The organism is uncultured Stenotrophomonas sp., from assembly GCF_963519925.1.
GTDB lineage: Bacteria > Pseudomonadota > Gammaproteobacteria > Xanthomonadales > Xanthomonadaceae > Stenotrophomonas > Stenotrophomonas maltophilia_AE.
This window is the reverse complement of sequence record NZ_CAUQPH010000001.1, coordinates 149,489-174,399: the sequence shown is the minus strand read 5'-3', so window position 1 is coordinate 174,399 and position 24,911 is coordinate 149,489. Positions and strand designations below refer to the sequence as shown.

Here is a 24,911-nt window from a genome sequence, read left to right as displayed (position 1 = left end):
AAGACCAGAAGTTCTCAGCCCTTTTACAACCGTCCGTGATTTCGGGGTAGAACCCCGGGCACATACCGCTGCACTTGGCTGTAGGCATCGCTCGAGCGACCGATGTTGAGACTCAGCAGCTTCTTCAGGACGCGTATGAGAAAGGTGACCTCCGGGGGAGGCAGATTTTCCGCATTCGCCAGATCTTGGAACATAGGAACCGGAGCGGCAAGCAGGCTAAAAATGACTTTGTGAAGGGGGCTCCGCGAAAGCCGATGGGTCGAGAAGAGCTTGCCAAACTCTATAAGCGCGACGTTGAGGCCCACCAACGCATCCAGATGAAGTCCGAATATGTGCAGCAATCCTTGCTGGTTGCCAGGCAAGTGTTCAAGGAGCTGTATGCCGACGAGGAGTTCGTCGCGCTTCTTCAAGCCCAGAAGTTGACGACGGTGCCCCGCCCTCTCGCGGACCTCGTCCCTGCAAAGGGAGCCCGTCGATGAGCGCCAAAGGAACAGGGTTACGACTAGCGTTTGAGAAGAACTGCGTTGACGTGGACCTCTCCTTACTCATAGCGGCCGTCGCGTTACCTGCCGGCGCCAAGGCCTCTGTGAAGTATCGCCAAATCGTAAAATCCATTGAGACCATCGGCATCGTTGAGCCAATCATCGTCACCCTGGACCGTGATCAACCCGGCCGCTTTCTTGTCCTGGATGGTCATATGCGGCTAGAGGCGCTCAGAGATCTGGGCGTTACGAAGGCGCTGTGCCTCATCTCCACGGATGACGAGGGCTACACCTACAACAAGCGGGTCAATAGCCTGTCGGTGATCCAGGCACACAAGATGATCCTGAAAGCCGCCGAGGGCGGGGTATCGGTTGCCCAGCTCGCCGAGGCCTTGGACTTGTCAGTCAACACCATCCGGGCCAAGTTCAGGCTCCTCGACGGCATTTGCCCTGAAGCCATCGTCCTGTTGGCGGAGAAGCCGGCAACCTCGGGGATGTTCAACGTGCTTAAACAGATGAAGCCGATGCGGCAGATCGATGCGGCGCAAACCATGGTGAACCTCAACACCTACTCGACTCGACTGGCAGTGGCCCTCCTACGCAACAGCTCCCCGGACCAGCTGGTCCCGGAAGCCGCCCAACGAAAGACAGATGCCACACCGAGCGAGGCACTGAAGCGCCTGGAACAGGAGCTGGCTGCATTGCAGGCCGATACCGAGACGCTACAGGAGGGATTTGGCCCGGCAAGCCTCCAACTGGAAATCATCAAAACCCACGTGGGAAGTGCCTTGCTTAACAACCCGGCCGTCGTTCGCTGGCTGGCCAAGCGACGGCCCGATCACCTCCAGCAGTTGCAAAAACTGTCTGAAATCAAGCAATTGCCAGGCTAAATGTTCGGCACTGGGTGGCTTGGGTCGGCATCGAGGCTCCAGCCACCCGGTGTTGAGGGCAGGCGTCTCGAGGCTTGCCAGAGGCTCCATCGAAGAGCAAAGTCCTCCTATCCAACAGGGGATGGGCAATGGATAGCTCAGAATTTGTCGTCGACAGCGCTGTTTACACCTTTGAAGAGGTGATCCGGGCGGCCCATCGGCTTTCCGGTGCCTGCTACATCGAAGTGGTCCGCCGTCCCAATGCACACGCGGTGTTGGTCAGCGCACTTCCAGGCATGGCAGTGCCGGTGGATGCCCGGGCCCGGTTCTTTACTGGCCTGGCCGACGAGAAGCTGCGATCCCTTATCCGTGCCGAAACCAAGGGCCTGCACGAACAGTTGGTGCATGCCGCTCTCACTCAAGCGATGCCTGGTGCCGGGTCCCGGCCATGAAGTTCCGCCCAAGGGACGCCTTCAGAGCGAAGGCCGGCTACCAGCTCTTGCCAATGCGCTTCCGCCGCCTACCGTGGGATGGCGACCGAGTCTTCGTCTCCTCGATGGCCGGGGACTGGCTGACGATGCCCGCTGCCGCGTTCCGAGCCTTTGTTTCACATGAGCTCCCCGATGACTCGCCCTATCTGGCCGACCTACAGGCCCGCCACCTCGCTGTCATCGACGTCAGCAAAAGCTCGCTGGCCCCTTTGCTGAGCCAATACCGAAGCCGCAAGTCGTATTTGATGGGCGGTCCGGCGCTCCACATCTTCGTGGTCTCCCTGCGCTGCCATCACACCTGCAGCTACTGCCAAGTCTCGAGGCAAGGCGTCAACGCTCAAGCGTTTGACCTGGCCGACTCGCCAGCAGAACTGGCGGTGCAAAGACTGTTCGATTGGCCAAGCCCTGAGCTCACCATTGAGTTCCAAGGCGGCGAACCCCTGCTGAACTTTGAGCAGGTCATGCGTATCACGCGCCTTATCGTCGCGAGGAACCAGCACGAAGGCCGGGTCCTCCGATTCGTCTTGGCTTCCACCCTCCACGACCTGACCGAGGAACAGCTCGACTTCTTAGCCGAGCACCGCTTCAAACTGTCCACGTCCCTGGACGGTCCCGAGTGGCTCCACAATGCAAACCGCCCTCGTCCTGGTCGCGACAGCTATCGGCGGACAATAGAAGGCATTGAGCGAGGGCGACGCCGCCTGGGCGACGATGCGGTGTCCGCACTAACCACCTTGACCAAGCTGAGCCTCGCCGTCCCGGAAGAGATCATCGACGAATACCGGAAGCTCGGCCTCCACTCCATCTCGCTCCGTCCGTTGAGCCCTTATGGCTTCGCTACGAAGACAGTGAGCCGAACCGGGTATGCAACCTCGGACTACCTAACGTTCTACAAGAGGGCGTTTGAGCACTTGGTGGCGGTCAACCACTCCGGCTATGCAATGGACGAGTCCTACGCTGCGTTGCTCCTGTCCCAACTGTTCACGTCGTTTGGCCATGGCTACGTGGATCTGCGCTCGCCGTCCGGCGCCGGACTGGGGGCGGTCATCTACGACTACGACGGACGGGTATACCCCTCCGATGAGGCGCGGATGCTGGCTGCAATGGGCGACCCGACTTGGTGCCTCGGCGACGTCAGCCAGCCGGTCAGCGCTTGGCTGGAGTCCCCAGCCATGGCCTCCGTCCTCTTCGCTGGGGTTGCTGAGGCGCTGCCCACCTGCTCGGACTGCGCGTATGTGCCCATGTGCGGAGCCGATCCCGTGGAGCATTACGCCAGGCAGAGGGATACCGTCGGGCACCGCCCCACCAGCGACTTCTGCCAGAGGAACATGGGGCTGTTTGATTTTCTATTGGAGCGCTTTGAGAAGGGGTCAGCAGAGGACCAGCGGCTGATGCAGCGATGGGCCATGCGCCAAGATCCAGTCGAGGAGGCGCTTCATGTTGCCGCTTGAGAGCAAAGCCCTCATCTCGAAGTCGCTCGGCCCACGGCTTCTAAAAGTGGTTGGGCTCGCTGATTTCCCATCGGCCGTGCTGCCCTACGAGCGGATGGCGCTGGACCTGCGTGGGTCGCCCGCCGGGTTCATTGGCGGAGAGATGTTGGATCTGCCCTGGGGCGGGATCGTGCAGTCGCCGGAGGCGCCACGTGACCGTGAAAGGCCCTACGTCGAGATCCTTGGAGACCAAAGGGTAGCCAAGTCAGGGGACGTCATCGAACTGGACCCCTTCCGACAGCGTGTCGCCAGCCGGTATCGGCGTGGAGACAACGGCAACGTGCTCTTTGCGACCGAACGATGCAACAGCTTTTGCGTTATGTGTTCGCAGCCGCCCAGGCAGGTTCAGGACGATTGGCGGGTTGGCCAGCTTTTGGACCTCATTGACCTGATCGATGCGGACGAACCGTCCCTCGCGATAAGCGGGGGGGAACCCACCCTGCTCGGGGACGGGCTGGTGGAGGTCGTAGCACGCTGTGCTTCAGTGCTCCCCGACACCCACCTCCACATCTTGTCTAACGGCCGCCTCCTCGACGGTTCGACCCTGCACAGTCGCTTTGAAGGAATCCATCCGAACCTCAGCTGGGGCATTCCCCTCTACGGCGACCATTACGGGCTCCACGACTACGTGGTCCAAAGCGAGGGGGCGTTCGCTCAGACCCTGCGGGGCCTTTATGCCCTGGAAGCGGCAAAGCAGCGTATTGAGATCAGGGTTGTGCTGGTCCGGCCCACCTTCGAGCGGCTGCCGCAGATAGCTCGATACATTCAACGCAACCTGCCCTTTGTAGAGCACGTGGCTTTGATGGGCATCGAGCCAATCGGGTTTGCCAAGGCGCACTACGCGGACGTGTGGGCAGACCCAGCTGACTTCGGCGACCAACTGGCCGCAGCTGTCGGCATGTTCGATTCAAGCGGCATAGGCGTGTCGCTTTACAACCTGCCGCTGTGCACCATCGACCGCTCCTTATGGCCCTATGCCGCCCAGAGCATCTCCACCTGGAAGAACGACTATCTGCCCGCCTGCGCCAGCTGTTCGGTGAAGTCCAAGTGCGGCGGCTTCTTCTCTTGGGTAACGCCGGCTTGGACCAGCCGCGCGGTCGCCCCCGTCAAGGAAAATGAGACATGTCCAGCGCATTGATGATTGTGGGCGCGACCCTGGGGGCACTCGGGGCGGAGCCGAACCAAAAACCCCAGGACCTGTCGGCACTGACGGAGATGGACAGCAAATACGCCACTGTCCTGAGTTCATCGCTGAACTCGGGTCGGCACAACCTCTATGCCGGGCATCGGAGCCATAGTTCGCATCGCTCGCACAGCTCCCACCGTTCCCATTCGTCTGGCTCGGGGAGCTCCTACCGATCCTACACACCGCCGGCGACCTACACCCCGCCCGCTCCCGCCCGGACCACGCCAGCGCCAGCGCCAAGGCCAGCACCCATCCGCGCACCGGTCATCTCAACGCCGCGGCAACCTCTCAGCGCGCCTGTCACCTCTGCACCCAAGACAAATGCTTATCGGGCCTCCGGAAGCGATCTGAGCGACCTGGAGGTTCAGCGCCTGTCGGCGGAGCCTGCAATCGATTCGCAGACTTCTGTAGACACTGGTGACTCGGCTGCCCCTGACGCCTCGCCCTTCAACAACAACTTTTGGCCAACCCCGACGGCGCAGCCCCCACGCCCGGATGCGGATGAGCTCCGGATGCTGATCATGCGCGTCCAAGCCGCCCTCTACTCCAAAGGCCTTGACCCCGGCGCCATCGATGGCGTCATGTCCCAGAAGACGCAGACCGCGCTGCGCACCTTCCAAAGGCGCTACGGTCTGCAGGTCACCGGCACCATGACGACCCCAACGCTCGACGCGCTAGGCGTTCGACTCTAGGGCAATCGCCCCTTTGCTCGAGGTGCGCCCTGCAGTAGGCCCACTTGGACAACTATTTGCCATCGCGCATTCATTTATGTGAGGCGCCTCACGTCTGAGCTGTTGCGGAAGCGACAATTCCTGCTTGGATAGTGGTTCACCCACTACGCCAAGGAGCGTTCATGCCGTCCCCCCAATTGAGAATCGCCTCGAAACTTTTAGGGCACCTACTCTGGCAAGGTCCCAGCCGCGAGCTTCCTGATCGCATGGAAGATGTCCAACACGCGTGGGATGTGGCCGGAGCGCTTCTTCAGCTTTCCTACTCATCGGAGCCGGTGGTGGAGGATGGCTCGAGCGCTCCTCAAGCCGCCGCGCTCCGTCCCACGATTGAGGTCAGGCGTGCGATGGTCGACCGCAATGCCCTGCCAGTCATGCCACAGTCTGTGGAGCAATGGCGTGCAAGCAGATCTAAGAAAAAGCCTGGTGCTTCAGAGCTAGATCGGCCTCGCCGCCCTACCATCCACTGATACCGATTGCCCTTGGCCCAGCCAACAAAAAGCCCCGCTCGCGGGGCTTTTGGCTTTCAGGGGCTCGGACGCCGCCGTCTGGTCGTTGGGACGCCGAGAGGGGGAGTGCTTGGCACCCCTGCTCCAAGAGCGCCCTGCTCTGCTTCCATGGCACCTTGGTCTAAAGCCATCGACGAGCGGTGCTCCAGGGCCTCGTTGCGACGGACCACTTCCGCCTCGCATGCGTGCCGAGCCTCGTCGGTGGTCCCAGCCCTGGCTCGCTTAAGCTCATTGGACCTCTTGTCCAATGCGGCCAGCCGCCGCCCACGCCTCGCCAGCCAGTCTCGGGACATCCATTCGGTAGCTGGCTTCGGACAGTCTGCGTTGAACTGCTCCCAGGCTTGCTCCGCCATGTGGAACAATCGCTCCGCGCGCGTCACCACAGCGAGCCGCTTGGCAAACACCATCAGACCCGTTTTCAGCTGCTTCAGGCCGTCGACGACCGATTGCAGTTGGCGCCTAAGCGTTGGACTGTCCACGAGATTGGATAGCGCCGCTTGCCAATGCGAAACCAGGCGTCGAGTCTTTTCCAACGGCAGGTCTGGGTTCAAGGCGAGCACCTCGCTTAGCTCCATGCCGGCTTCATCCACCATTTCTTCAATCGACGCCCCGGCGACGGGTGATTTGTCGCTGGGGCGCTCGGCGCACAAGCCAATCTGGGATGCCCGAACGCCAGACAGCCCCTCTATGATCAAGCCATTGCCGACCACGTAGGGACCCCGTTGTCGCCGTTGATCCGCACGGGCTTGGGCTGCGCTGTGACCTGGCGGGACCGCGACGGCGCGCCCCTCCCGATTGGCTTGCTTGATGAGCGACTCGAACGCCTCTTCGTTTTCTTCAATGATTTGATCGTTCTGCGCTCCCCGTTCGGTTTCCATGCCCTTGCGCTCCATGGCGGTGACGTTCTTCCCGAGGTGCTTGGTGGGCTGGCGGGTCAGCGCGAAGGCCTCGGCCCAATCTCCCCTAAGCATCGCGTCCTCAGCCTGGACCTCCAAGCGTCTGTGGTCCACACGGGCCTCTATCCCTGCTAAAGCCAAGTGCGAATTGGTGAGCTCAGCCACAGTCGCTCGCACCCAGTCCACCTCCAACCGCCCCGATGAGCCGCCATCCAGCTCACGAGTTTTGTCTCCGAAGCCGTCGGGGGTCATACGGCGGGTCGTGGCAAGAATATGGACATGGAAATTCCGTCCGTCCCGTGTCCCGGGGCTATGGATGCTCGCCTGGATTGCAAACTGGTAACGATCAATGAGGGCCTCCGAAATGGCTACGGTGAGGTCTGACCGTTGCGCGTCGTCGAGTTCGTGAGGCAAGGCCACTTCGAACTCGCGGGCCACGGTGCTGTTCTTGCGATTCTCAGCGAGCTCGGCAGCCGGCCAGAGCTCACTGGGAATGAATGCCCAGTCAGGCGCCCCCTCGGGAGCCAAGCAGATGGACTCCACTACTCCCCCTCGGTGACGGTAGTCGTGGCGCCTGCCGGTGAGATGGTCTACGAGCAGAAGGCCTGCACGATAGGCAGCTGCGGCGACAGAGGAGTCGCCTTTGGCGCGACTAAAGGTTTTGATGCGGGAGTGGTAGATGGCCATGCTGGCTCCGATGTGGACTCTCGCTCTTTATGCCTTCGGTTTGAACTTTGGCAAGCGCGAAGCGCTTGGGGTCCCAAGGGCGAAGCCCTTGGCGCAAGCAATGTCGAAGACATTGCCTAATTGCGCTCTTGCTTCCCTCTTCTAAGCCCCTTTTTTTCGATCCTTTCGATTTCGAGAGGCTTCAAATCCCAAAGCCGGCGCAAACTTGACGAGCAGAGTTTCTTTGGTTGAATCGTAAGCACACAGAGGAGAAAAGCATGGCCGAACCGCATCACTACCACCAAAGAATTCAGCGAGCCACCGAACGGCTGGCTCAGCTCCAAGCCCGCGAACTTTTAGCGAACCAGCGCCAAGCGGTGAGAGCGAAGGAAACGCAGCGCCGCGAAGAAGCCAAGCGACGCTTGCGGGCCGCAGAGATTGTTTTCTTGGCCGGCGCCGGAGCGCTTGAGGATACTGAGTTGGTCGGCGCGCTGTTGAGCCATATGGAAAGTCGCAATGACCATGATGTCCGCAACCAGGCCCGTTCGCGCGGGACCTTGCGGCTGACGATGGCAGATGCAGAACATCGGAAACTCAGACACTGACCTGACTCTTCAGCGCTCGCACTTGCTGGCGGCCTCCGAGTTGCAGTCGTCTGAAATCTGAGCTAAAACATGTTTGCCGGTCGCTGAGAGACGGTGTTGTGCCCGCATGCCATAAGGCTCCGGGTGCCCGAGGTCCACCCAATGGGGGCACGGGAATCTTCTTTGATTCCGGAGCCAACCCATGAGCAATGAACGCCTCAAGACCCTTCGCACCCATGCATTCCAAGCCCAACAGGGCCGCTGCTTCTATTGCGGCTTTGTGATGTGGCTCTCTTCCCCTGACGAACTCATCCTACGCTCGCGGGCTTCGCGTGCTTACCAATGCACAGCAGAACATCTGCTTGCCCGACAGGACGGCGGCAAGGATGTGGCTAGCAACGTTGTGGCCGCTTGTCACTTGTGTAATCTACGACGTCATAGGCGTCCCAACCCTGCCCCATCGGCCGAGGTTTACCGGGCTCACGTCAGACAAAGAGTAGCCAAAGGAAAGTGGCATCCTCCAGATCTACGCGTCGCCATGGTAGCGGCGTCGCAAGAACTATTCATCGGGAAGCCCGCATTCCGCCACCAATGACGGCAGCGAGAATCATCCAGAACGCGATTGGCGAACGCAATGGCACGATTTCCTGCCACTTCGCAGAGCAGGAATATTACTTCAAACGACAACCACTGACACTTGGGCTGGATTGACACTGTGAACGTAGCCCAAGATTCCGTCAGCGACCTGCGACGAGCTCGCTCCCGCATAAGCCAGCCGGAAACGCTCGATCCTTTCCTTTGAGATGACCAATGAACCATGTGAGAGGTCTACATTGAAAGCAGTGACGGTCGGAGACGGCCCTTCAGTTTTTCCAATGCCCAGGGGCAGACCTGCGTCATTTGAGAGCTGCGTGAGCTTCGCTGCTGCATCGGCAAGCAGGGCAGCATCGTTGGACGACAGAACAATGTCATCCATGTAGACACTGACCTTGAGATGCTTGGCGGACGCGCATTGACGGAGAAATCTCCCAACGCGACTTTGGTCCAGAGCCAGGGATGCCAAGATAGGAGACTGGACGTAGCCATACGGCAGCATCGTTTGGACGGTGCCTGGCCTAAAGACCACACTGTTGCTGGCCATTTGCCGGGCGTCCGCGTAAGAGAAATAGCGCTTCAGGCAGCGTGTAACTCTCGTCTGATTGATCCTTCCGAAGAAGTCATCAAGATCGCACCGAAAGAAGTATTGATTTCCGACGTGCCGCCGAAGAGCTGCCACGTGCCCACCTTGGCGAAGATGGAAGTAGAACGGAGGGTGGAACCAAGCCTTTGCGACGGCCGATCGAATTTTCTCGCCGGCAGCCTTTCCTAAGGGCGGGGGCACAAACACCCAACGTCCGGGCTTTACCTCAAAGCGATGGTCCCACCTCTTCACGGCTAAACCTCTGATAGTTAGATGCCATGTTCAGGAGCGCTGCCAGGAAGCGGAGAAGTCCGCCCCCGAACGACAGCAACCGATGAACTAGGCGGGTCTTACGAAATAGTCTCTTCATAAGATCTCTCCTCTATTCATAGCTCCGGCTTGCCTAGCGCAGGGCGCATGGACACTTAACCAACAGCGACACCGCATAGCGAACAGCGGCACACAGCAAGTCACATCGTGACGAATAGAGGGATAGGCGCATGTGTCCTATCGCCAGAGCGTCGCCAGTATAGTCGTGCACGATCATCCATTGGAAGCCTAGTGAGGAGGAATTTCACCGGCGGCGCTTCGTTTGACGAAGCTCAATATGGACGAAGTTTTAACCTTGCTGCGGCGCCGCATGCGCGCCCTATTCTTTCCGTGCTATAAGCGAAAGCGTGACGGCCGTCACAAAGCGAACCATTCAAATCAGGATGAGGACTATGACGAACAAGGTTGTTTTTGTCGCATTCGCAATCGAAGACGTCGCCATTCGGGACATGCTCAAGGGCCAGTCACTCAACACAAAGACACCCTTTGAATACATCGACATGTCGGTGAAGGAAGCCTACGACGAGGAATGGAAGAAAAAGGTTCGGACCCGAATCCGCCGCTCGGATGGCGTCTTGGTAGTGGTCTCCAAGAACTCCCTAAAATCCAGCGGCCAGAAATGGGAGATTGCCTGTGCCAAGGAAGAAGGCGTCCCCCTGAAGGGCATCTGGGCATACAAGGATGACCGGACAGAGCTGGAAGGGGTCAGCATCATGACCTGGACGTGGGCGAACATCGAGAACTGGATTGATTCGCTGTGACCCGCCGTGCACTCGTGGTGGGCGTGGATTTCTATCAGCACGTCTCCTTGCTGCATGGATGCGTCAACGACTCCTTCGCAGTTAAGGCAATGTTGGATCGCCACACAGACGGCTCACCTAACTTCGGCGTCAAGCACCTGACCGGCACCGGAGCTCATGATCCAGTGCTGCGGGAAGAACTGCGCAGCGCCGTTGAGGAGCTCTTCGCGGGAGAAGGTGAAGTCGCGTTGCTTTACTTCGCTGGACACGGCCACATTGAAGAAACCGGCGGCTACCTCTGCTCTTCGGAGGTTCGGAACGGCCACGACGGCGTTCCCCTGTCTGAGATCATGACCATGGCCAACAACTCCAGGATGGCAAATCGGGTCATCATTCTGGATAGCTGCCACAGCGGGGTGGCGGGTGGCAGTGCGATCAACCAAAAAGTTGCGGAAATAAACGACGGCGTGACGATTCTCACGGCGTCCACTGCGGAGCAATACGCATCTGAAGAAGATGGAGCAGGCGTGTTCACATCGCTTCTCGTTGACGCACTCGGCGGGGCGGCGTCAAACCTGGTCGGGGATGTTACGCCTGGCGGCGTGTATGCCCATGTTGATCAGTCATTAGGCCCTTGGGCGCAGCGCCCGGTCTTTAAGACAAACGTCAAGACCTTCGTATCTCTTCGCAAGGTCCAACCACCACTAGAACTTTCAGACCTCCGTAGGATTTCCGAACTTTTTGGTGCCAAAGGAGCTACCCTCCAGCTCGACCCATCATATGAGCCTGAGCGATCAACGGACTGGAACCGCGATCCTGATGGAATTCCCGCGCCCAATCCAGACAACACGGCGGTGTTTGCGATACTTCAGAAATACAATCGCGTCGGACTGCTAGTTCCAGAGGGAGCGCCGCACATGTGGCATGCCGCCATGGAGTCAAAATCCGTGCGTTTGACTGCGCTGGGCGAACACTACCGCGCACTGGCAGAAAAGGGGCGCATATGAGTTCTGTTGCCCCTGACGAGGTCGAACGGATTCTGAACAAGCTAGTGGATGAGCTCGCCTCCATCGAGCATGCCCGGTGGGCCCATTGGCAGGCTTATCTGCATGACCAAGGTGTGAGGCGGGAGGACGGTAGCCTCGTCCTTCCGGCCGAACTGGTGTCACGCTGGGACCGACAGATTGCCACGCCCTACGAGGACCTCTCATCGGACGAACAAGCCGCTGACCGCGACCAAGTGATGAAATATCTTCCGACGATAAAGCGGCGGCTTGCTGGAGGTTGATTAGCATGTGGGGGGCACTACTTGCAGAGCCGATGCTTGCTATCTTTATTAGACTTGCGAGAGTGTTACTACCGCCATGGCCCGTATCCGTCCCGTCCGAGTCCTGATGCTTGCCTCGCTTGCAGTCATCTCCCTTGCAGGGTGCGCGGCAAGCAACCGGGTCGCGAGCCCTCCCGTTGAAGGCCCTGTGCGTCTGGGAGAAATTGCGGCGGTTGATGGCCCCAGAGTGCGTCCCAACCGCGTCATCGAAGACAGCCGTTGCCCTGCCGACGTTCAATGCATCCAGGCGGGCCGGCTAGTCGTCAGGGCGACAGTGCTCGGTGGCGGCTGGTCCAAGGAGATTGACTTCACGCTGGGCGTCCCGGCCCCTATAGCTGATGGGACGTTGACTCTTGTCGATGCTAAGCCCGTGCCCATCCTTGGGGAGACAGCTGAGTCCGCCGCCCGCTTCACCTTCAAGTTTCAGGGCGGCCGTTAGGTATCCCGTTGGATGTGCCATGGTGTCAGCCCAGCAGGACAGAGCGCCCGATTGTCCTGCTGGGTCTTCGTAAGCAACTCGCTCCCAAGAGCAATGGCGCCAAGGCACTACTTCCGAAAAACGTGCGGAGAGCGGTGAGCGCTAGCGCAGCCGATCGTCCCGTCGGGCAAGGAATCAAGCGTGGAACTCCTCAGCGCGGGGCACGCTGCTATCTCGAGCTTGGGCAGCACTTGACGACAGACCGTGCTCGTCGGACGCGTTAACACAATGTGCCGACGCGTCAGAGCTTATCGCTCGCATGCAGCGCTGACGGATCCGTTGACCTCTCCAATACGACGAACGTGGCCACCAGCCATCCGTAGTTGTCGCTCAACACGCCGGCGATATCATCCTCGCCGTCGCACTCGACTGTGCACTCCAGCGGCAGCTCAAGAATGTGCCCGTCCGTCTCCCACTCGATGCCTACTACACGATAGATCCCCACTCGCTCCAACCCCTCTAGGTCCAGGATTCTTACGTCGACGACAGGCCACAGCGGCAGAGGCCGACGCCAAGGCTGTGCCCTCCAGTTGTAGCAGCTCTACATTCTCGCCTTCTTGCTCCGAGAACTGCCCCGCCTCAATCACTTGCCGGTCTTATGCTTGTGAGGCTTCAAACCAGGCGTATTTCGGGGAGTGTCCTTGTTGTCCCGTCGGCGCTTATCCGGCTCCCCAGTAGACGGAGCGATTGGTTTCGGACCGGGCTTAATCGACATAGCTTGACTCCTTCAGTGAGAGGGAACGGCAGAGCTAACCTGCTACGTCACACTTCTACTGTCAACACAGACTAACAATCACGCACACCATTTATGCTGCGTTCAGCTTAATGTTAGCTAGTATCGCGATTATCGTGGCCCTGAATTTTTAAACAGTATGGTTATGACTATGAAGCGGCAGATACCTTATGCCGCTAAACCCTTGCTGCGCTTAGGTTTCATTGCGCGAAATAGATCGGATCCGCCGAGCTGGGAACGGCGCGACGTGATAGCCCTGAGAGTTTGCCTGAGGAAGTAAAAACCCGCTCAATTCGGATTGACGTTTAGCGAACTCGTCGTATCTGTACTTCCATTGTAAACAATGGAAGCAAAGCAGTGACTCAGTCCCCCACCGACATCCTCAGCAACTACATCGATTCATCTGGCGGCAGCTTGGTTCTCGACAGCCTTCAGATCGGCAGGGTCAAGTTCGGAAAGATGACGATCTCCGACCGCGAAGGAGCGTTCAACGCTCAGGACCTTATCAACACGGTCTTGAACAAGACCGCCCGCATTCGGAGCGGGAAGCACGGCACACGCTACTCCGAGCCGCTGCCACCCGGTAGCCCTGCCCGCCTTTTGTCCATCGAGATTGGAGATTTCTCGAAGCATCAGCAGCGGCGCAAGTTGAAGTCCACCACCATCAAGGACTACGCCCGCACCTTGAGCTTGCTGCTGCTGACGTGCGGCGATATACCCGTTTCGCGCATTGACCACACACACGTCGAGCGCTTCTGGGATCTCCTGCGATGGGCTCCCTCTGCTTTGCTTCAGGATGACAAGCTTCGCGCGATGACCGTAGACGAGGTGATCGCCCTGGGGCAAGCCAACGGAGTGCAAGGGGTGTCAGAGGCCACGCTCAGTAAGCACAACCTTTGCCTGAACAACTTCTTCCTCCGCCTGGTGGCCACCCGCGCCATTCCCGGCAACCCCATGGCGGCCATGGGTAAGATCAAAAAGAACTTGGTGATCGACCCTAAGCGTGGCAAGAAAGCCGAGCGCTTCTTGGAGGAGTCCGAGCTTCAGAAGATCTTCGAGCCAGAGACGTTCCTCACTTGGGCAAAGAAATGGCCCCACCGCTGGTGGATCCCCATCTTGGCTCTCTACAGCGGCGCGCGTGTCAACGAGCTCGCACAACTCAAGGTCCACGACATCGTCAACGAAGACGGTGTTTGGTGTATCGCTATCCAACTCACGGTAGACGACGACTTGGCGCATAACGAGCACTTCAAAACACGCCAGACCGTCAAAGGTGCTTCGGCCCTACGCCGCATCCCAATTCACCAAGCGGTGCTGGATGCTGGATTTATCGACTTCGTCGAAGATATCAAAGCATGCGGTCACCCTCGATTGTTCCCCAACTTGTCTGCCGGGACGTGTGAAGCCTCGGGTGAGACCAGCGCTAGATACAGCCAGGGCCTGGTGATCCAGTTCAGTGCCTACCTAAAGAAGCTTGGCTTCGGAAAGGGGGTCGGGTTCCACGCCTTTCGTCACACTCTTGCGTCCAAGCTCAAGCATGTCCTCGTCCCCCAAGAAGACATCGCCGCAATCACTGGTCACTCGGAGAACAAGCGCTTCCCTGTCTTGAATCTCTACCAAACAACTGAGAACCCCGAGGTAAGAACACGCCAAGTGGCCGCTCTGCAACGATACAACCCTCCGGTGGTGCTGCCCAAGTATCAGCGGGGCCAGTTCAAGAAGCAGCTGGGCAAGAAAGCGAAGTTCTATCCGTGACTGATGCCAACCAACGATCACGCCGGTATCTTGACTTCAACACCGCTCACTCCGCTCATATGCGCCACCGAATCGAAGAGTGGAAGTCGATCTACGACACGGATGACAATGCCATCACCAAGGCTCTCTCCACGCTTGCAAGGGACCTGGCTGCCTTCACCCTTATAGTCGAAATGGTCCGTCAGGCCCCGGATGAAGGCGAAGGCAAGCACCTCAACGGGATGGTGGTGGAAATGCGGGTGACCGGATTCTGGAACAGCATGCTGCAAGGGGTCAGGCGGCTGGCGGAACCGGGCCCCGTCCGGGGAAAGAGGGCCGTTTGCTCGCTTGGCGGCCTAATTCAAGATGCCAAGGTGGCCCACGCCGACATCACCCGGAGGGTGTTCGTGGAGGAAATCGCTGGCTTGGAATACGATTACGAGGCCATCGAAGGTTGCCACTGGGCCTACGTTTTTGCGCACCGGGAGCTGAGTTACATCAACATCCCTCGCGAACTTGACAGCGAACCCTCCCGGCAACGGCATGTCTCGTAACGACTGCGCGAAGACAGCGTCAAGCGCTTAGGCGACTTCTGGCCCGTCCACGAACACGGTGCGCGCGCTTCGTGCCTCCACAGTCAAGTTGACCGTGCGACCAATAGCGCGCGTTCGGTGCACCGTCCCTGCTGGAATAGTGACGCACTGCCACGGCCCGAGTGCGAATCCAGCTCCGGAGCCCAAATCAATGTGGAGCTCGCCCTCGACGACCAAGAAGACTTCATCGCTGTCGGGATGCACATGCCACTGATACTCCCCGTGGAAGACCGCCATCCGAATGCAGCTGTCATTGAACTCCTGCAAGACTTGGTTTTGGTATGAGCCAGTGACCCCATGTTGCAGGGACTGGATATCCAAGACCTGCAGCTCACCATGGCGTGGTCGTTCGGCGGCATACTCTTCAGCAGAAGGGAAATCAGTGTTCATGAGGCTCAGCGGTGGCACTCAGGGGATGGTAAAAATCCAAGGGACGAGCATCCCCGTCCTCTACGGCACTCTCTATGCGTAGGCGAGCGCGGGTAGGCAGACCACAGGCCCAGCGCCAAGCACGGGCTCCCGGATACGCAGGTGTCAGCCCCCGCTGCACTTCTGCGACCCACCTAAGTGCCTCGTGATGGTAAGCGGCTCCGTGGGGCTCGCTCCCATCCACTTAAGCTGCAGTGTATCGACCGCATGACCCGCGCCATGCTCAAACACCTGCTAGGTCACCTGCAATATCCGGGTTCCTTCCGCTTGGAGACACCCCTAAGGGTGGCGTCTCCCCCGTGGTTGTCAACAAATTTGCTCGCAGGCGCGTGAATGGCGTGAAAAGAAATCTCGTTCAACCCTTGCAGTCGCCGCTCAGAGCTGCTCGGAAGCAAGGGGCCTCACCAACATGCCCCTAGCAGAGGGACTGTTGATCGGCGACCACGAACGCCAAGCTGTTTTTGGCCAGGTGTGTCGCGGTGCGGTTCCCATGCCAGTCCGGTGAACCTCACACCGGCTGGTCGGTTGCCTGCGACAGACGGCAGGCGGCCCACTCCATCGAGATCGGGTGCCAAGATTGAAGCATGGGCCGGTGCCCGACGCTGATCACAATGGAATGCGGAAGTCGCTCTTCCAGCAGTTGATACATCCTCGATTCGCCATTCGGGTCAAGCGCCGACGTTGACTCGTCCAAGAACACCACCGTTGGCCTGTGCAACAACACCCGGGCAAAGCCCAACCGTTGCTGCTCGCCCGGTGACAAACGTCGATGCCAAGTTTCGTCGCACTCAAGCTCCTCCGCCAGCTTGCATAAGCCGACGTCAGCAAGCACTTCGCGCGCGTCATCGACGTGTAAGGTTTCCGGATCTGAGGGGTAAGCCAAGCATGCCAGAAGCGATCCGTTGGGCATGTAGGTTTGCTGCGGCACGAACATGGTGAGTCCGTCTGGCAAGGTCACTTCCCCCGAAGCGAAGGGCCATAAGCCGGCAAGAGCCCTGAGCAGGAGAGACTTCCCGCTCCCCGACGGGCCCTGGATCAACAGCCGGTCGCCAGGATGGAGGTGTAATCGGCCCACTGCCCCCAGGCTAGACCCGTCTGGAAGCTCCACGTTCACGGAACTCAGCACGAGATCGCGTCCTCCTTCCCGGCGCTTCAGGCCATTTCCGCTTGGTCTTTTTAAGGCCAAATCGAACTCATGAAGGCGCTGAAATACCGAGCGCAGCAGGGCCAAGTCCTTGTATCTGTAGACGAACCAAGACAGTGAACCTCGCACGCGATTGAACAGGCTGTTGAGCTGCATCACGGTGCCGATCGTGATCGCCCCGGAAAAGTATCGCGGGCCCGTGATCAGGTAGGGCAGCAGCATTGAGCTCTGAACGTAAAGGGCATTGAAGGCAGTGATGCGCTTTGTGTATCGCATGATCTCACCCCAGTTGGAGCGGATGCGCAAAAAAGCAGTGGCGAGCCCCTTGGATTCGACCGTCTCTCCACGCCACATAGCGATCGGCAAGGCGTTCTCGCGCATCCGGACCAGCAGGTAGCGAAAGTCGGCTTCTCGTCGCTGTTGCTGGTAGTCGATCGGAACCAGGCCTCTATCGATCCGCTCCATGATGACCGAGCCCACGAGCGCGTAAAGGACGGCGGCCCACATCATGTAGCCGGGAACTTGAATCTGCGCCCCCGCCAACGCAAAGCTCGCAGCTCCAGAAAGCCCCCACAGCATCGTTGCGAACGTGAAAAAGTCCACTGCATAGTTCAGCGCCCCCACTGAAAGCCGAAGCGTCTCGCTTGCCATCAGGCGAAGATCCTCGGCAATGCGCTGATCGGGGTTGTCCACCTTCCCGAACGTGCCCACGCGCCAGTAGGCGTGCTCCTTAGTCCACCGACTCAAGTAGTCGCCTGTTAGCCAAGTGCGCCACCTCATCTCCAGCGCTTGCTCAAACCACACCCGCCCGGTTCCCGCCACCACGATGCCGGCCACGATGGCCGACAGTTCCACCATCTGGCTCCAGAAGGCAGGCAGATCGCGTTCCACCAAGGCGTCGAAGAAGTTCTTCTGCCAAAGCGTCTGCCGAACCCCGATGTAAGTCAGGAAAACGTCCAGCGTAATGATGGTGGCGAGCAGTGCATAGGCCCGCCACCGATCTTCAGAAACCCAGTATGGGCGCACTAACCGCCACACGTCGCGTGCTGATAGCTTCATAGCACTGGCCGGGTGACGGTTAGAACGTCGAGCGCAAGGTCACAAGGACATTTCGCGGCTCTCCAGGCGTGTTGTAGCTGTTGAGGCCCCCAACCCGCTCAAAGTAGTGACGATCGAAGAGATTGTTGACCGCCACGCTCATTTGGAGGGTCTCGGTGAAGCGGTAGCCGGCGTGCGCGCTTGCGACCGCATAACCGCGCTGCTCCCGGACTCCTGCCACTCCCGTGCCCAAGATGCCGCTGGAGGCGTGCAACCCACCGCCCAATGACAGCCCGCCCAGCACCCCCGTTTCAATGCGGTAGTGCGCAAAGAGCTTCCACGTGTGGTCCGGCTCAAAGAGCGTGAAAGGGGAGCCCTCTTGAATGGTCTGGTGACGGACGTAGCGAGTCAGAAGCCGCGTGTAGCCCGCGGTCAGGTCAAGGTTTGGCCATGGGCTTCCGCTCGCCTCCACCTCCCACCCTTTGACCTCCACCTCGCCAGCCTGCAAGAAGAAGCCCGGGTTTGCCACGTCTGGATAGGAGCGGTTTACGTCCTTGGTCTGGAAGGCTGCGGCGGCCAGGTTCAGCGCACCTCCCCGAACGCTTGCTTTGGCACCGATCTCCAGCTGTTTTCCGATGCGTGGATCGATCGTTTCCCCAGAGACCTTTCGCTGGGTCTGGGGGATAAACGTGTCTGCATAGCTGGCGTAGGCCGTCACAGTGTCTGAGAAGTGGAACACGGCCCCAGCATACGGGGTGAACTTTCCATGGGCTTGGGCACCGTCGACCCATGCCGTGAGCGGCTGCGGCGATACCGACCGGCTTTTTACCTCGAAGTTGCTCCACCGACCACCGATCACGCCGGTAAGGCGGTCGGTCAATGCCAGCCGCAGCTGCCCGTAAAGCCCGCTTTGGCGTGTGATGGAATGGTAGCCGGAGGTGTAAGCAATCGGCACCTCAGGGACCACGTTGGGGGAAAGCACTGGAACGTCGCGGACCGCGGGGCCCTGGCCATACCGCGTGGTGCTTTCGTATTCCTCCATGGTCGCGCCAATCGTTGCATGATGGTCGCGACCCCACGCCTGGAACGCGCCGGCGGCAAAGAGGTCAACGCCCTCCCTAACCTCATCGCTGTCGCTTTGGCGACGGGCGTAGCTGGCTACCGTGCCCCTCTCCGGGTTGACGCCACCGGTCGGATAGCTGTCCTTGTAATACCAGTCCAAGCGTTGCCGGCTTGCGCGACCTTTGATTGACCATCCGTTGTCGAATAGATGTTCCAGGTCAAGCGTGATGGCCTCCTTATCCCACTGCTGGATGACCCAATCCGGGTATACGTAGAGGGCACGAGACGCGCCCAAAAATCGTTGGTCGGTGTAGGCCGGCTGCCCCATGTAGGGCATCACATCGTCCGTCTGATGCGTGGCGGAGAGGGAGACAGTGGTGGAAGGGGCAAGGTCCCAGTCCAGCGTCCCGTGGAACAATCGCTTGCTCGAGTCAGCGGTCTCATAAAAGTAATCGCGCTCCTGAGCGGAGGCGATGAAGCGGCTGCGCACGCGCCCTGCAGCGTCCAGAGGGCCGCCGATGTCCACCTCGCCGCGGTAGTTGGACCAACTCCCCGCAGAGAGCGCAATGGACCCGCCGAACGCCTCCCTGCCGCGCTTGCGAACGAAGTTGGCGACGCCGCCAGGCTGGCCGGACCCTTGGAAGATACCCCCCGGGCCTCGCAGCACCTCCACCCGGTCGTAGATGGCCAAGTCGAACTGTTGAAACGCGGACAGTGCTCCGTAAGCGGGGATGCCGTCGTAGGAAGACTCCAAGTTGTAGCCGCGGGACCGAATTTGGCTTGTGGCGCCGTCCCACGGGGTAACGGTGACGCCAGTCACTTCCCGAAGCGCGTCCTCCACGGTGACCAAGTTCTGGTCCTCGATGCGCTGGCGGGTGATGACGCTCATCGAGTTGGGGACATCCAACACCGGGACGGGGGCCTTGCCCCCCCAAGTGACCACGGGAGACGTATACGAGCCAGTGCCCTCTGTGGTGCCAAGGCGCTGCGCTTCGACCTTGACCGTATCCAAGTCCGAGACGGTGGTGTCCACCGGGGATCGCTTTGCTTCTTCTGCGGATGCATGACTCGCCGCAAGCAAGGCGCCGGCCAGCAAGGTGTGAACGGGGCGCAAGCGGCTATGCCTTGCAGAGCCGTTGGCTCGGCCCGAGGACGTGGTCGATTTGATCATGATGATGTCACTAAGGAGGCGTGCAGGCGGAGCATCGGCGGGCGCTGCACGTGCCCTCCCCCGTAGACCGGAACCGACGGCCTCATTGTAACGTTATGTCATAACATTTCAATGGCGTATCGGTTGGCGCTGTTGCTCGGCGAAGCGAGGACTGCAGACCTCTCTGCAGGCGAGCTCTTGCGTCCTGAGTCAGCGGGACGGTTCTCGGCGGGCCCATGGCCGGCAGCGCGACTACTCCGACCGCTTTGCCCGCCTCCATGTCAGTCTGGATGGCAGCACGCACCGACGACCGCCGCGATTTCTGGAGTGTCGAGCGTTTGCTTGAGGGCTGCTCAAGATCAAGGGCTCCATTGAGGGCGACGTTTCGCAGCCGTATCGAGGCATTCCCCTCTGGAGTGCCCCTTCAAAGCCCGGCGTTGGCCACCTGCCCGCGCGGATCGTCCGAGCACAGGTTGGCAGATGTCACTCACTGGCATCTGCCTCTCGATGGCGGCGGCTTAGCAGCATGCTAGATTGATCGGTTAAGACCATCCACCCACCTGCCGATGCCATCCATGCCCCAGTCCCGCCTTGCCGCTCAGCAGACAGCCGCCGCCTTCCGCACGCTTTGGCCGCTCTTGGCGGTCATGGTGTTTTTTGTCGGGACTGGCTTCCTCGCCGGCAAGAACATCCGAACTATTCGTGAGGGAAGCGCCTTAGTTATCCGCTCCCAGCAGACGATGACCGCCTTGGGCGATGTTCTATCGGCGGTGCAGGACGCTGAGACGGGTCAGCGCGGCTATCTGCTCACGGGCGACGACAGCTACCTCGAGCCCTATCGGACGGCCTTGGGCGTGGCCAGCACGCGCCTGGAGGCCATGGAACGGGCGTTAGCAGATGACCCCGCTCAAGTGGACGGTCTCAGGATGCTGGGGCGACGAGTCCAAGACAAGCTGGACGAGCTGCATGAAACGATAGAACTCCGCCGCACCCAAGGGCTAGAGCCCGCTCTGGCGGTGGTTACTTCCAATCGCGGCAAGGCCGCAATGGACGACATTCGGGCCCGTCTGGCTGCCATGGGTGCGATCGAACTGGACAAGCGCGCTAAACGCCTGGCCGAGATGGAATCCGCCTACAGCACGGCGCTGACCTCGGGCGCAGCCAGCGCTGTCTTGGGCATTGTGCTGACGATCTTCATCGCCATCCTGCTCCGCCGGCATGCCCGGATCCGGGAGCGCGATGCTTGGCTGCAGCAAGGTCGGCTTGAGCTGGCCACCGCCACTGGCGGGGACTTGGACAGCAGCACCCTGGCGCAGGCCAGCCTCGGCTTCCTTGCCCGCTTCACCGGCGCCCAGGCGGGCATGCTGTTCCAGCCGGTGGACGCTGGGTTCAAGCAGATCGGCGCAGTTGGCACGGCCCCCACACCGGGCGATACCGATGGGCTTCGGGCAAGCGGCAGCTTGCTGAGCCGCGCAGTGGACGAGAAACGGGTGATGGTCGTCTCAGAGGTGCCGACGGGCTACTTCATGGTCGGCTCGGGACTCGGGCAAGCCCAGCCGCGCCACTTGGTCATCGCTCCCAGCATCCACGAGGGCGAGGTGGCTGGGGTAATCGAGCTGGGCTTCTTCGGCGCCGTGCCCGCAGAGGTCGTCCAGCTGCTAGAACTCGCCTCGGGAGACATGGCTGTCGCCCTCCGTTCAGCGTTCTACCGGGCAAAGCTCTCCGAGCTGCTTGCGCAGACCCAGCAGCAGTCCGAAGCGTTGCAGGTTCAAAGCGAAGAGCTGCGGGTCTCGAACGAGGAGCTGGAGGAACAGAGCCAAGCCCTGCGTGCTTCCCAACATGAGCTGGAGGAACAACAAGCGGAACTGGAACAGACCAATAACCAGCTGTTCGACCAGTCCCAGCAGCTTGAGGCCGAGCGCGACAAGCTCGCGCGCGCCAATGCGGCGGTCGTCGCGGAATCGCACAAGGTCCAACGTGCCAGCCAATACAAGTCAGAGTTCCTGGCAAACATGTCGCACGAGCTGCGCACCCCGCTCAATTCGGCGCTCATCCTTTCCAAGTTGCTGGGTGACAATCGCGACGGCAACCTGAGCGCGGAACAGGTGAAGTTCGCGCGCACCATTCACTCTTCCGGAAACGATCTGCTCAACCTAATCAACGAGATCCTGGACCTCTCTAAGATCGAGGCCGGGCACATCGAGGTCCATGCCGAGCGATTTGGTGTGGAGAAGTTGCTGACCGATCTCTCTGAGCTGCTCGGCCCCGTCGCCAGCGAAAAAGGGCTGACGCTGGACGTGTCGATGATGACCGACTGCCCGACTATGATCGAGTCCGATCGCCAGCGAATCGAGCAGATCCTGAAGAACCTGCTGTCAAACGCGTTGAAGTTCACTGAAGTGGGTGGCGTTACCGTGTCGGCTTCTGGTGCTCCCAATGGCCAGGTGGCGTTCTCGGTGACCGACAGCGGTATTGGCATCGCCCCCGAGCAGCAGGGGCGCATCTTCGAAGCATTCCAGCAGGCCGACGGCTCTATCAGTCGACGCTACGGCGGCACCGGCCTTGGGCTTTCCATTTCCCGGGAGCTTGCTCGGTTGCTGGGAGGCGACATCGCCGTGGAAAGCGAGCCGGGCAAGGGCAGTTGTTTCAGGCTGACGGTGGCGACCCGGCTGCAAACCGAAAAACGCGCGCCGGCCGCCGAATCGGCCCCGGTCACCACGCCCGCGCGCGCCGCGTTCCCGGTAAAGGCCCCCACCCCTGCGCAGGAACCCCGCCATGTCAGCGTTGCGGGAAGCAAGGTGAGCAACGGCCGGGGCCTGATCCTGATTGTCGAGGATGACATCGCCTTCGGGGAGATCGTCAGCGACTTGGCGCGTGAAATGGGGTTCCGCGCTAGAGTGGCGCATACCGCGAGCGACGCATTGGCCGCCGCAAGGGCAGAACTGCCTCACGCCATTGTGCTGGACGTTGGTCTTCCGGACCAATCTGGTCTGTCCGTGCTTGATATCCTTAAACACGACATGCGCACGCGGCACATTCCCATCCATATGGTTTCCGCGATGGACCACTCGCGCAAAGCACTGGCGTTGGGCGCAGTGGGCTACTTGGGCAAGCCTGCAACCCGCGAGGATCTTTCCGACGTGCTGCTCTCACTGGAGCAGCGACTGTCGCAGCGGCCACGGTTGGTTCTGGTGGTCGAGGACGATTCCGTCCAGCTGGATGCAGTGCGCGACCTTCTGGCGTTGGCCGACGTAGAGACCATCGGCGCCCGGTCAGCGGCCGAATGCATTGAGGTTTTGGCACAGCATTCGTTCGACTGCATGGTATTGGACCTGACATTGCCCGACGCATCCGGATTCGAGCTGCTCGACCTGTTGAGCCAAGAGAGCGCTCGCCCCCTGCCCCCCATCATCGTCTACACCGGCCGGGTGCTCTCCCCGGCTGAGGAGATGCGACTGGGCCGCTACTCCAGCTCGATCATCATCAAGGGCGCGCGCTCGCCCGAGCGCCTCCTCGACGAGGTGACGTTGTTCCTTCATCAAGTCGTCAGCGAGCTGCCCGAGCCAAAGCAGGGGATGATCCGCACTGCGCAACACCGGGACACTGCGCTCGATGGTCGCCGCGTGCTGGTCGTCGAAGACGATGTCCGCAACATCTACGCACTCATGAACGTGCTGGAGCCGCATGGCTGCAAGGTGACGATCGCGCGAAATGGCCAGGAGGCCATCGACATCTTGACGGCCACGGTCGAAGGACCCGCCCCCATTGAATTGGTGTTGATGGACATCATGATGCCAGTAAAGGACGGCCTGACCGCCACGCGAGAGATCAGGCAGGACGCACGGTTCGCCAGGCTGCCCATCATCGCGCTGACCGCAAAGGCGATGCCTGATGATCAGCAGCAATGTATCCAAGCCGGGGCGAACGACTACGTCGCTAAGCCGTTGGACGTGGATAAGTTGGTGTCGCTGATCCGCGTTTGGCTGACGGCGTAACGCCGCCAAGACCGGCCCTGTGCGCCACCCCGTTGCCCGCTGACTCGCGGGCGCGGGACAGCAGCAATCGGCGACCAGCACCGGGCGACCGCGCAGAAGCCTTGCTGTGCTAAAGCGTAACGTCGACAACGTCACAGCTTGTGGGTGCCTGGATCGTGGCCGCGCCTCCGTGTGGCAGGGGCCGCCATCCACGCGAAAGCCTGGCTAGTTCGCGTTGATCATCCGCTTGTTAGCTGGTCGGGATGGCTCAGCCGTGTTTTGTCATCCAAGTCTTTGACTTCAAGCGAGATGATTTCCATGGCAACCACCTCCGCGCGGCGAAGAACCTCCAGACAGGAGCTTCCATGAAACTCGATCCCGCCAACCACACCGACCCTATGGACTTGCACCTTTAGCAGAGCCCAGCTTGTTTCCCTTTCGCGCAGTATCTCGGACGTATATATATGACGCCCGACTGACAAAGTGACTCGGCGAATGCTACTGGCTGGTCTTGGGGCCATTGCTAGATCCTGAGGCCGTTGCGTCCCGAGTGTGGCCCGCCCAACCTAAATCATCAAGCGCTAGACGCTGGTCCCAATCCGCGCTCTTCTCATCCTTGACGAACCCGGCCCATTCTGGGCCTCCGGGTCCGGGTCCGGCGCCTGCCTCACAATCCCTCTCACGACTGCCCTTGTCGCTTCGAAGCCAGCATGTCTTCGAATCGCTTCCGGCTCACCGCTTGGCGGCACCCGCAACCGGGGCAGGTCAACACGCCTCCACCATCAATGCCTTCGAGGCCTTGGCCTGCGGAGAGGACAGCGCTGCGTCCACACGACTTGCATATCACCCCTACCTTTCTTAGCGATCGCACCGTCGTTGAGTCAACCATGTCCGCCTGCACATCGGTGATTAAGAGGCGGCCTATCACGTTTTCACCTCCCTAGCCTGTGCCAAGCCATGCTTGATTTAAAGAATCCTGGGAACCACCAACGTGGACCAATCCATCAATGTGGCTCTGATTCTCTGCCGGGGCGGCTAAGGGAACGGTGATAAGACAGCCAACGCCGTGTCAGCGCGGCATTGTTGCCCCCTTCACGC

20 protein-coding genes are annotated in these 24,911 nt (G+C 60.2%); 14 read left to right on the top strand and 6 right to left on the bottom strand.

The genetic code is table 11. The features are described from left to right. Positions 1–23: 23 nt before the first annotated feature. Positions 24–410, bottom strand: coding sequence for a hypothetical protein (locus RWO33_RS00805; protein ID WP_314101037.1), 387 nt, complete (start codon positions 408–410; stop codon positions 24–26). 65 nt (positions 411–475) lie between these two features. Here RWO33_RS00805 and RWO33_RS00800 point away from each other — a divergent pair, with 65 nt between their 5' ends. The 5 genes from RWO33_RS00800 (at position 476) to hxsA (ending at position 5,210) form a co-directional block, all read left to right on the top strand. Continuing rightward, the gene (locus RWO33_RS00800; protein WP_314101034.1) at positions 476–1,372 is read left to right on the top strand and encodes a plasmid partitioning protein RepB C-terminal domain-containing protein; all 897 of its coding nucleotides are present in this window, start codon (positions 476–478) and stop codon (positions 1,370–1,372) included. Positions 1,373–1,500: 128 nt separating this feature from the next. Next, entirely contained in the window at positions 1,501–1,803 is a 303-nt protein-coding gene (locus tag RWO33_RS00795) for a hypothetical protein (protein ID WP_314101031.1), read from the top strand. Then, positions 1,800–3,293 (top strand): His-Xaa-Ser system radical SAM maturase HxsB, encoded by a 1,494-nt coding sequence (hxsB, locus tag RWO33_RS00790; protein ID WP_314101029.1) that lies wholly within the window; start codon positions 1,800–1,802, stop codon positions 3,291–3,293. Before RWO33_RS00795 ends, hxsB begins: the two co-directional genes overlap by 4 nt. Continuing rightward, on the top strand, positions 3,280–4,470 hold the full coding sequence (gene hxsC, locus RWO33_RS00785) for a His-Xaa-Ser system radical SAM maturase HxsC (protein WP_314101027.1): 1,191 nt from the start codon (positions 3,280–3,282) through the stop codon (positions 4,468–4,470). The genes hxsB and hxsC overlap by 14 nt, the downstream gene beginning before the upstream one ends. After that, positions 4,455–5,210, top strand: a complete 756-nt coding sequence (gene hxsA, locus RWO33_RS00780; protein WP_314101025.1) for a His-Xaa-Ser repeat protein HxsA — start codon at positions 4,455–4,457, stop codon at positions 5,208–5,210. The genes hxsC and hxsA overlap by 16 nt, the downstream gene beginning before the upstream one ends. 562 nt (positions 5,211–5,772) lie before the next feature. Here hxsA and RWO33_RS00775 read toward each other — a convergent pair. After that, positions 5,773–7,338 carry a MobA/MobL family protein gene (locus tag RWO33_RS00775; RefSeq protein ID WP_314101023.1) on the bottom strand — a complete coding sequence of 522 codons (1,566 nt, stop codon included), beginning with the start codon at positions 7,336–7,338 and terminating at the stop codon, positions 5,773–5,775. Between the two features lie 257 nt (positions 7,339–7,595). Between RWO33_RS00775 and RWO33_RS00770 the strand changes: the two genes are divergently transcribed. Then, complete coding sequence (locus RWO33_RS00770) at positions 7,596–7,922, top strand: hypothetical protein (RefSeq protein WP_314101020.1); 327 nt, start codon at positions 7,596–7,598, stop codon at positions 7,920–7,922. Positions 7,923–8,103: 181 nt separating this feature from the next. Further along, the gene (locus tag RWO33_RS00765) at positions 8,104–8,496 is read left to right on the top strand and encodes an HNH endonuclease (protein ID WP_314101018.1); all 393 of its coding nucleotides are present in this window, start codon (positions 8,104–8,106) and stop codon (positions 8,494–8,496) included. Between the two features lie 81 nt (positions 8,497–8,577). Here the strand turns inward: RWO33_RS00765 and RWO33_RS00760 are convergent, their stop codons facing one another. Further along, complete coding sequence (locus RWO33_RS00760) at positions 8,578–9,282, bottom strand: reverse transcriptase domain-containing protein (RefSeq protein WP_314101051.1); 705 nt, start codon at positions 9,280–9,282, stop codon at positions 8,578–8,580. Positions 9,283–9,803: 521 nt separating this feature from the next. On the opposite strand from RWO33_RS00760, the gene RWO33_RS00755 reads away from it, so the two are divergent. The 6 genes from RWO33_RS00755 to RWO33_RS00730 all read left to right on the top strand — a co-directional run bounded on the left by RWO33_RS00755 (position 9,804) and on the right by RWO33_RS00730 (position 14,977). Further along, positions 9,804–10,172, top strand: a complete 369-nt coding sequence (locus RWO33_RS00755) for a TIR domain-containing protein (RefSeq protein WP_314101016.1) — start codon at positions 9,804–9,806, stop codon at positions 10,170–10,172. Continuing rightward, positions 10,169–11,158: a caspase family protein gene (locus RWO33_RS00750; RefSeq protein ID WP_314101014.1), complete on the top strand. Its 990-nt coding sequence runs from the start codon at positions 10,169–10,171 to the stop codon at positions 11,156–11,158. The genes RWO33_RS00755 and RWO33_RS00750 overlap by 4 nt, the downstream gene beginning before the upstream one ends. Then, positions 11,155–11,439: a hypothetical protein gene (locus RWO33_RS00745; protein WP_314101012.1), complete on the top strand. Its 285-nt coding sequence runs from the start codon at positions 11,155–11,157 to the stop codon at positions 11,437–11,439. Before RWO33_RS00750 ends, RWO33_RS00745 begins: the two co-directional genes overlap by 4 nt. Positions 11,440–11,515: 76 nt before the next feature. Continuing rightward, positions 11,516–11,917 carry a hypothetical protein gene (locus tag RWO33_RS00740; RefSeq protein WP_314101010.1) on the top strand — a complete coding sequence of 134 codons (402 nt, stop codon included), beginning with the start codon at positions 11,516–11,518 and terminating at the stop codon, positions 11,915–11,917. 1,129 nt (positions 11,918–13,046) lie between these two features. Next, complete coding sequence (locus tag RWO33_RS00735; protein WP_314101008.1) at positions 13,047–14,444, top strand: site-specific integrase; 1,398 nt, start codon at positions 13,047–13,049, stop codon at positions 14,442–14,444. Continuing rightward, positions 14,441–14,977 (top strand): hypothetical protein, encoded by a 537-nt coding sequence (locus RWO33_RS00730; protein WP_314101006.1) that lies wholly within the window; start codon positions 14,441–14,443, stop codon positions 14,975–14,977. The genes RWO33_RS00735 and RWO33_RS00730 overlap by 4 nt, the downstream gene beginning before the upstream one ends. A 27-nt stretch (positions 14,978–15,004) precedes the next feature. On the opposite strand, the gene RWO33_RS00725 is transcribed toward RWO33_RS00730, so the two are convergent. The 3 genes from RWO33_RS00725 to RWO33_RS00715 form a co-directional block, all read right to left on the bottom strand. Beyond that, positions 15,005–15,406, bottom strand: coding sequence for a cupin domain-containing protein (locus tag RWO33_RS00725; RefSeq protein WP_314101004.1), 402 nt, complete (start codon positions 15,404–15,406; stop codon positions 15,005–15,007). A gap of 547 nt (positions 15,407–15,953) precedes the next feature. Continuing rightward, the gene (locus RWO33_RS00720; protein WP_314101002.1) at positions 15,954–17,648 is read right to left on the bottom strand and encodes an ABC transporter ATP-binding protein/permease; all 1,695 of its coding nucleotides are present in this window, start codon (positions 17,646–17,648) and stop codon (positions 15,954–15,956) included. A gap of 19 nt (positions 17,649–17,667) precedes the next feature. After that, complete coding sequence (locus RWO33_RS00715; protein ID WP_314101000.1) at positions 17,668–19,860, bottom strand: TonB-dependent siderophore receptor; 2,193 nt, start codon at positions 19,858–19,860, stop codon at positions 17,668–17,670. Between the two features lie 554 nt (positions 19,861–20,414). Here RWO33_RS00715 and RWO33_RS00710 point away from each other — a divergent pair. After that, positions 20,415–23,834: a response regulator gene (locus RWO33_RS00710; protein ID WP_249832695.1), complete on the top strand. Its 3,420-nt coding sequence runs from the start codon at positions 20,415–20,417 to the stop codon at positions 23,832–23,834. Positions 23,835–24,911 lie beyond the last annotated feature (1,077 nt).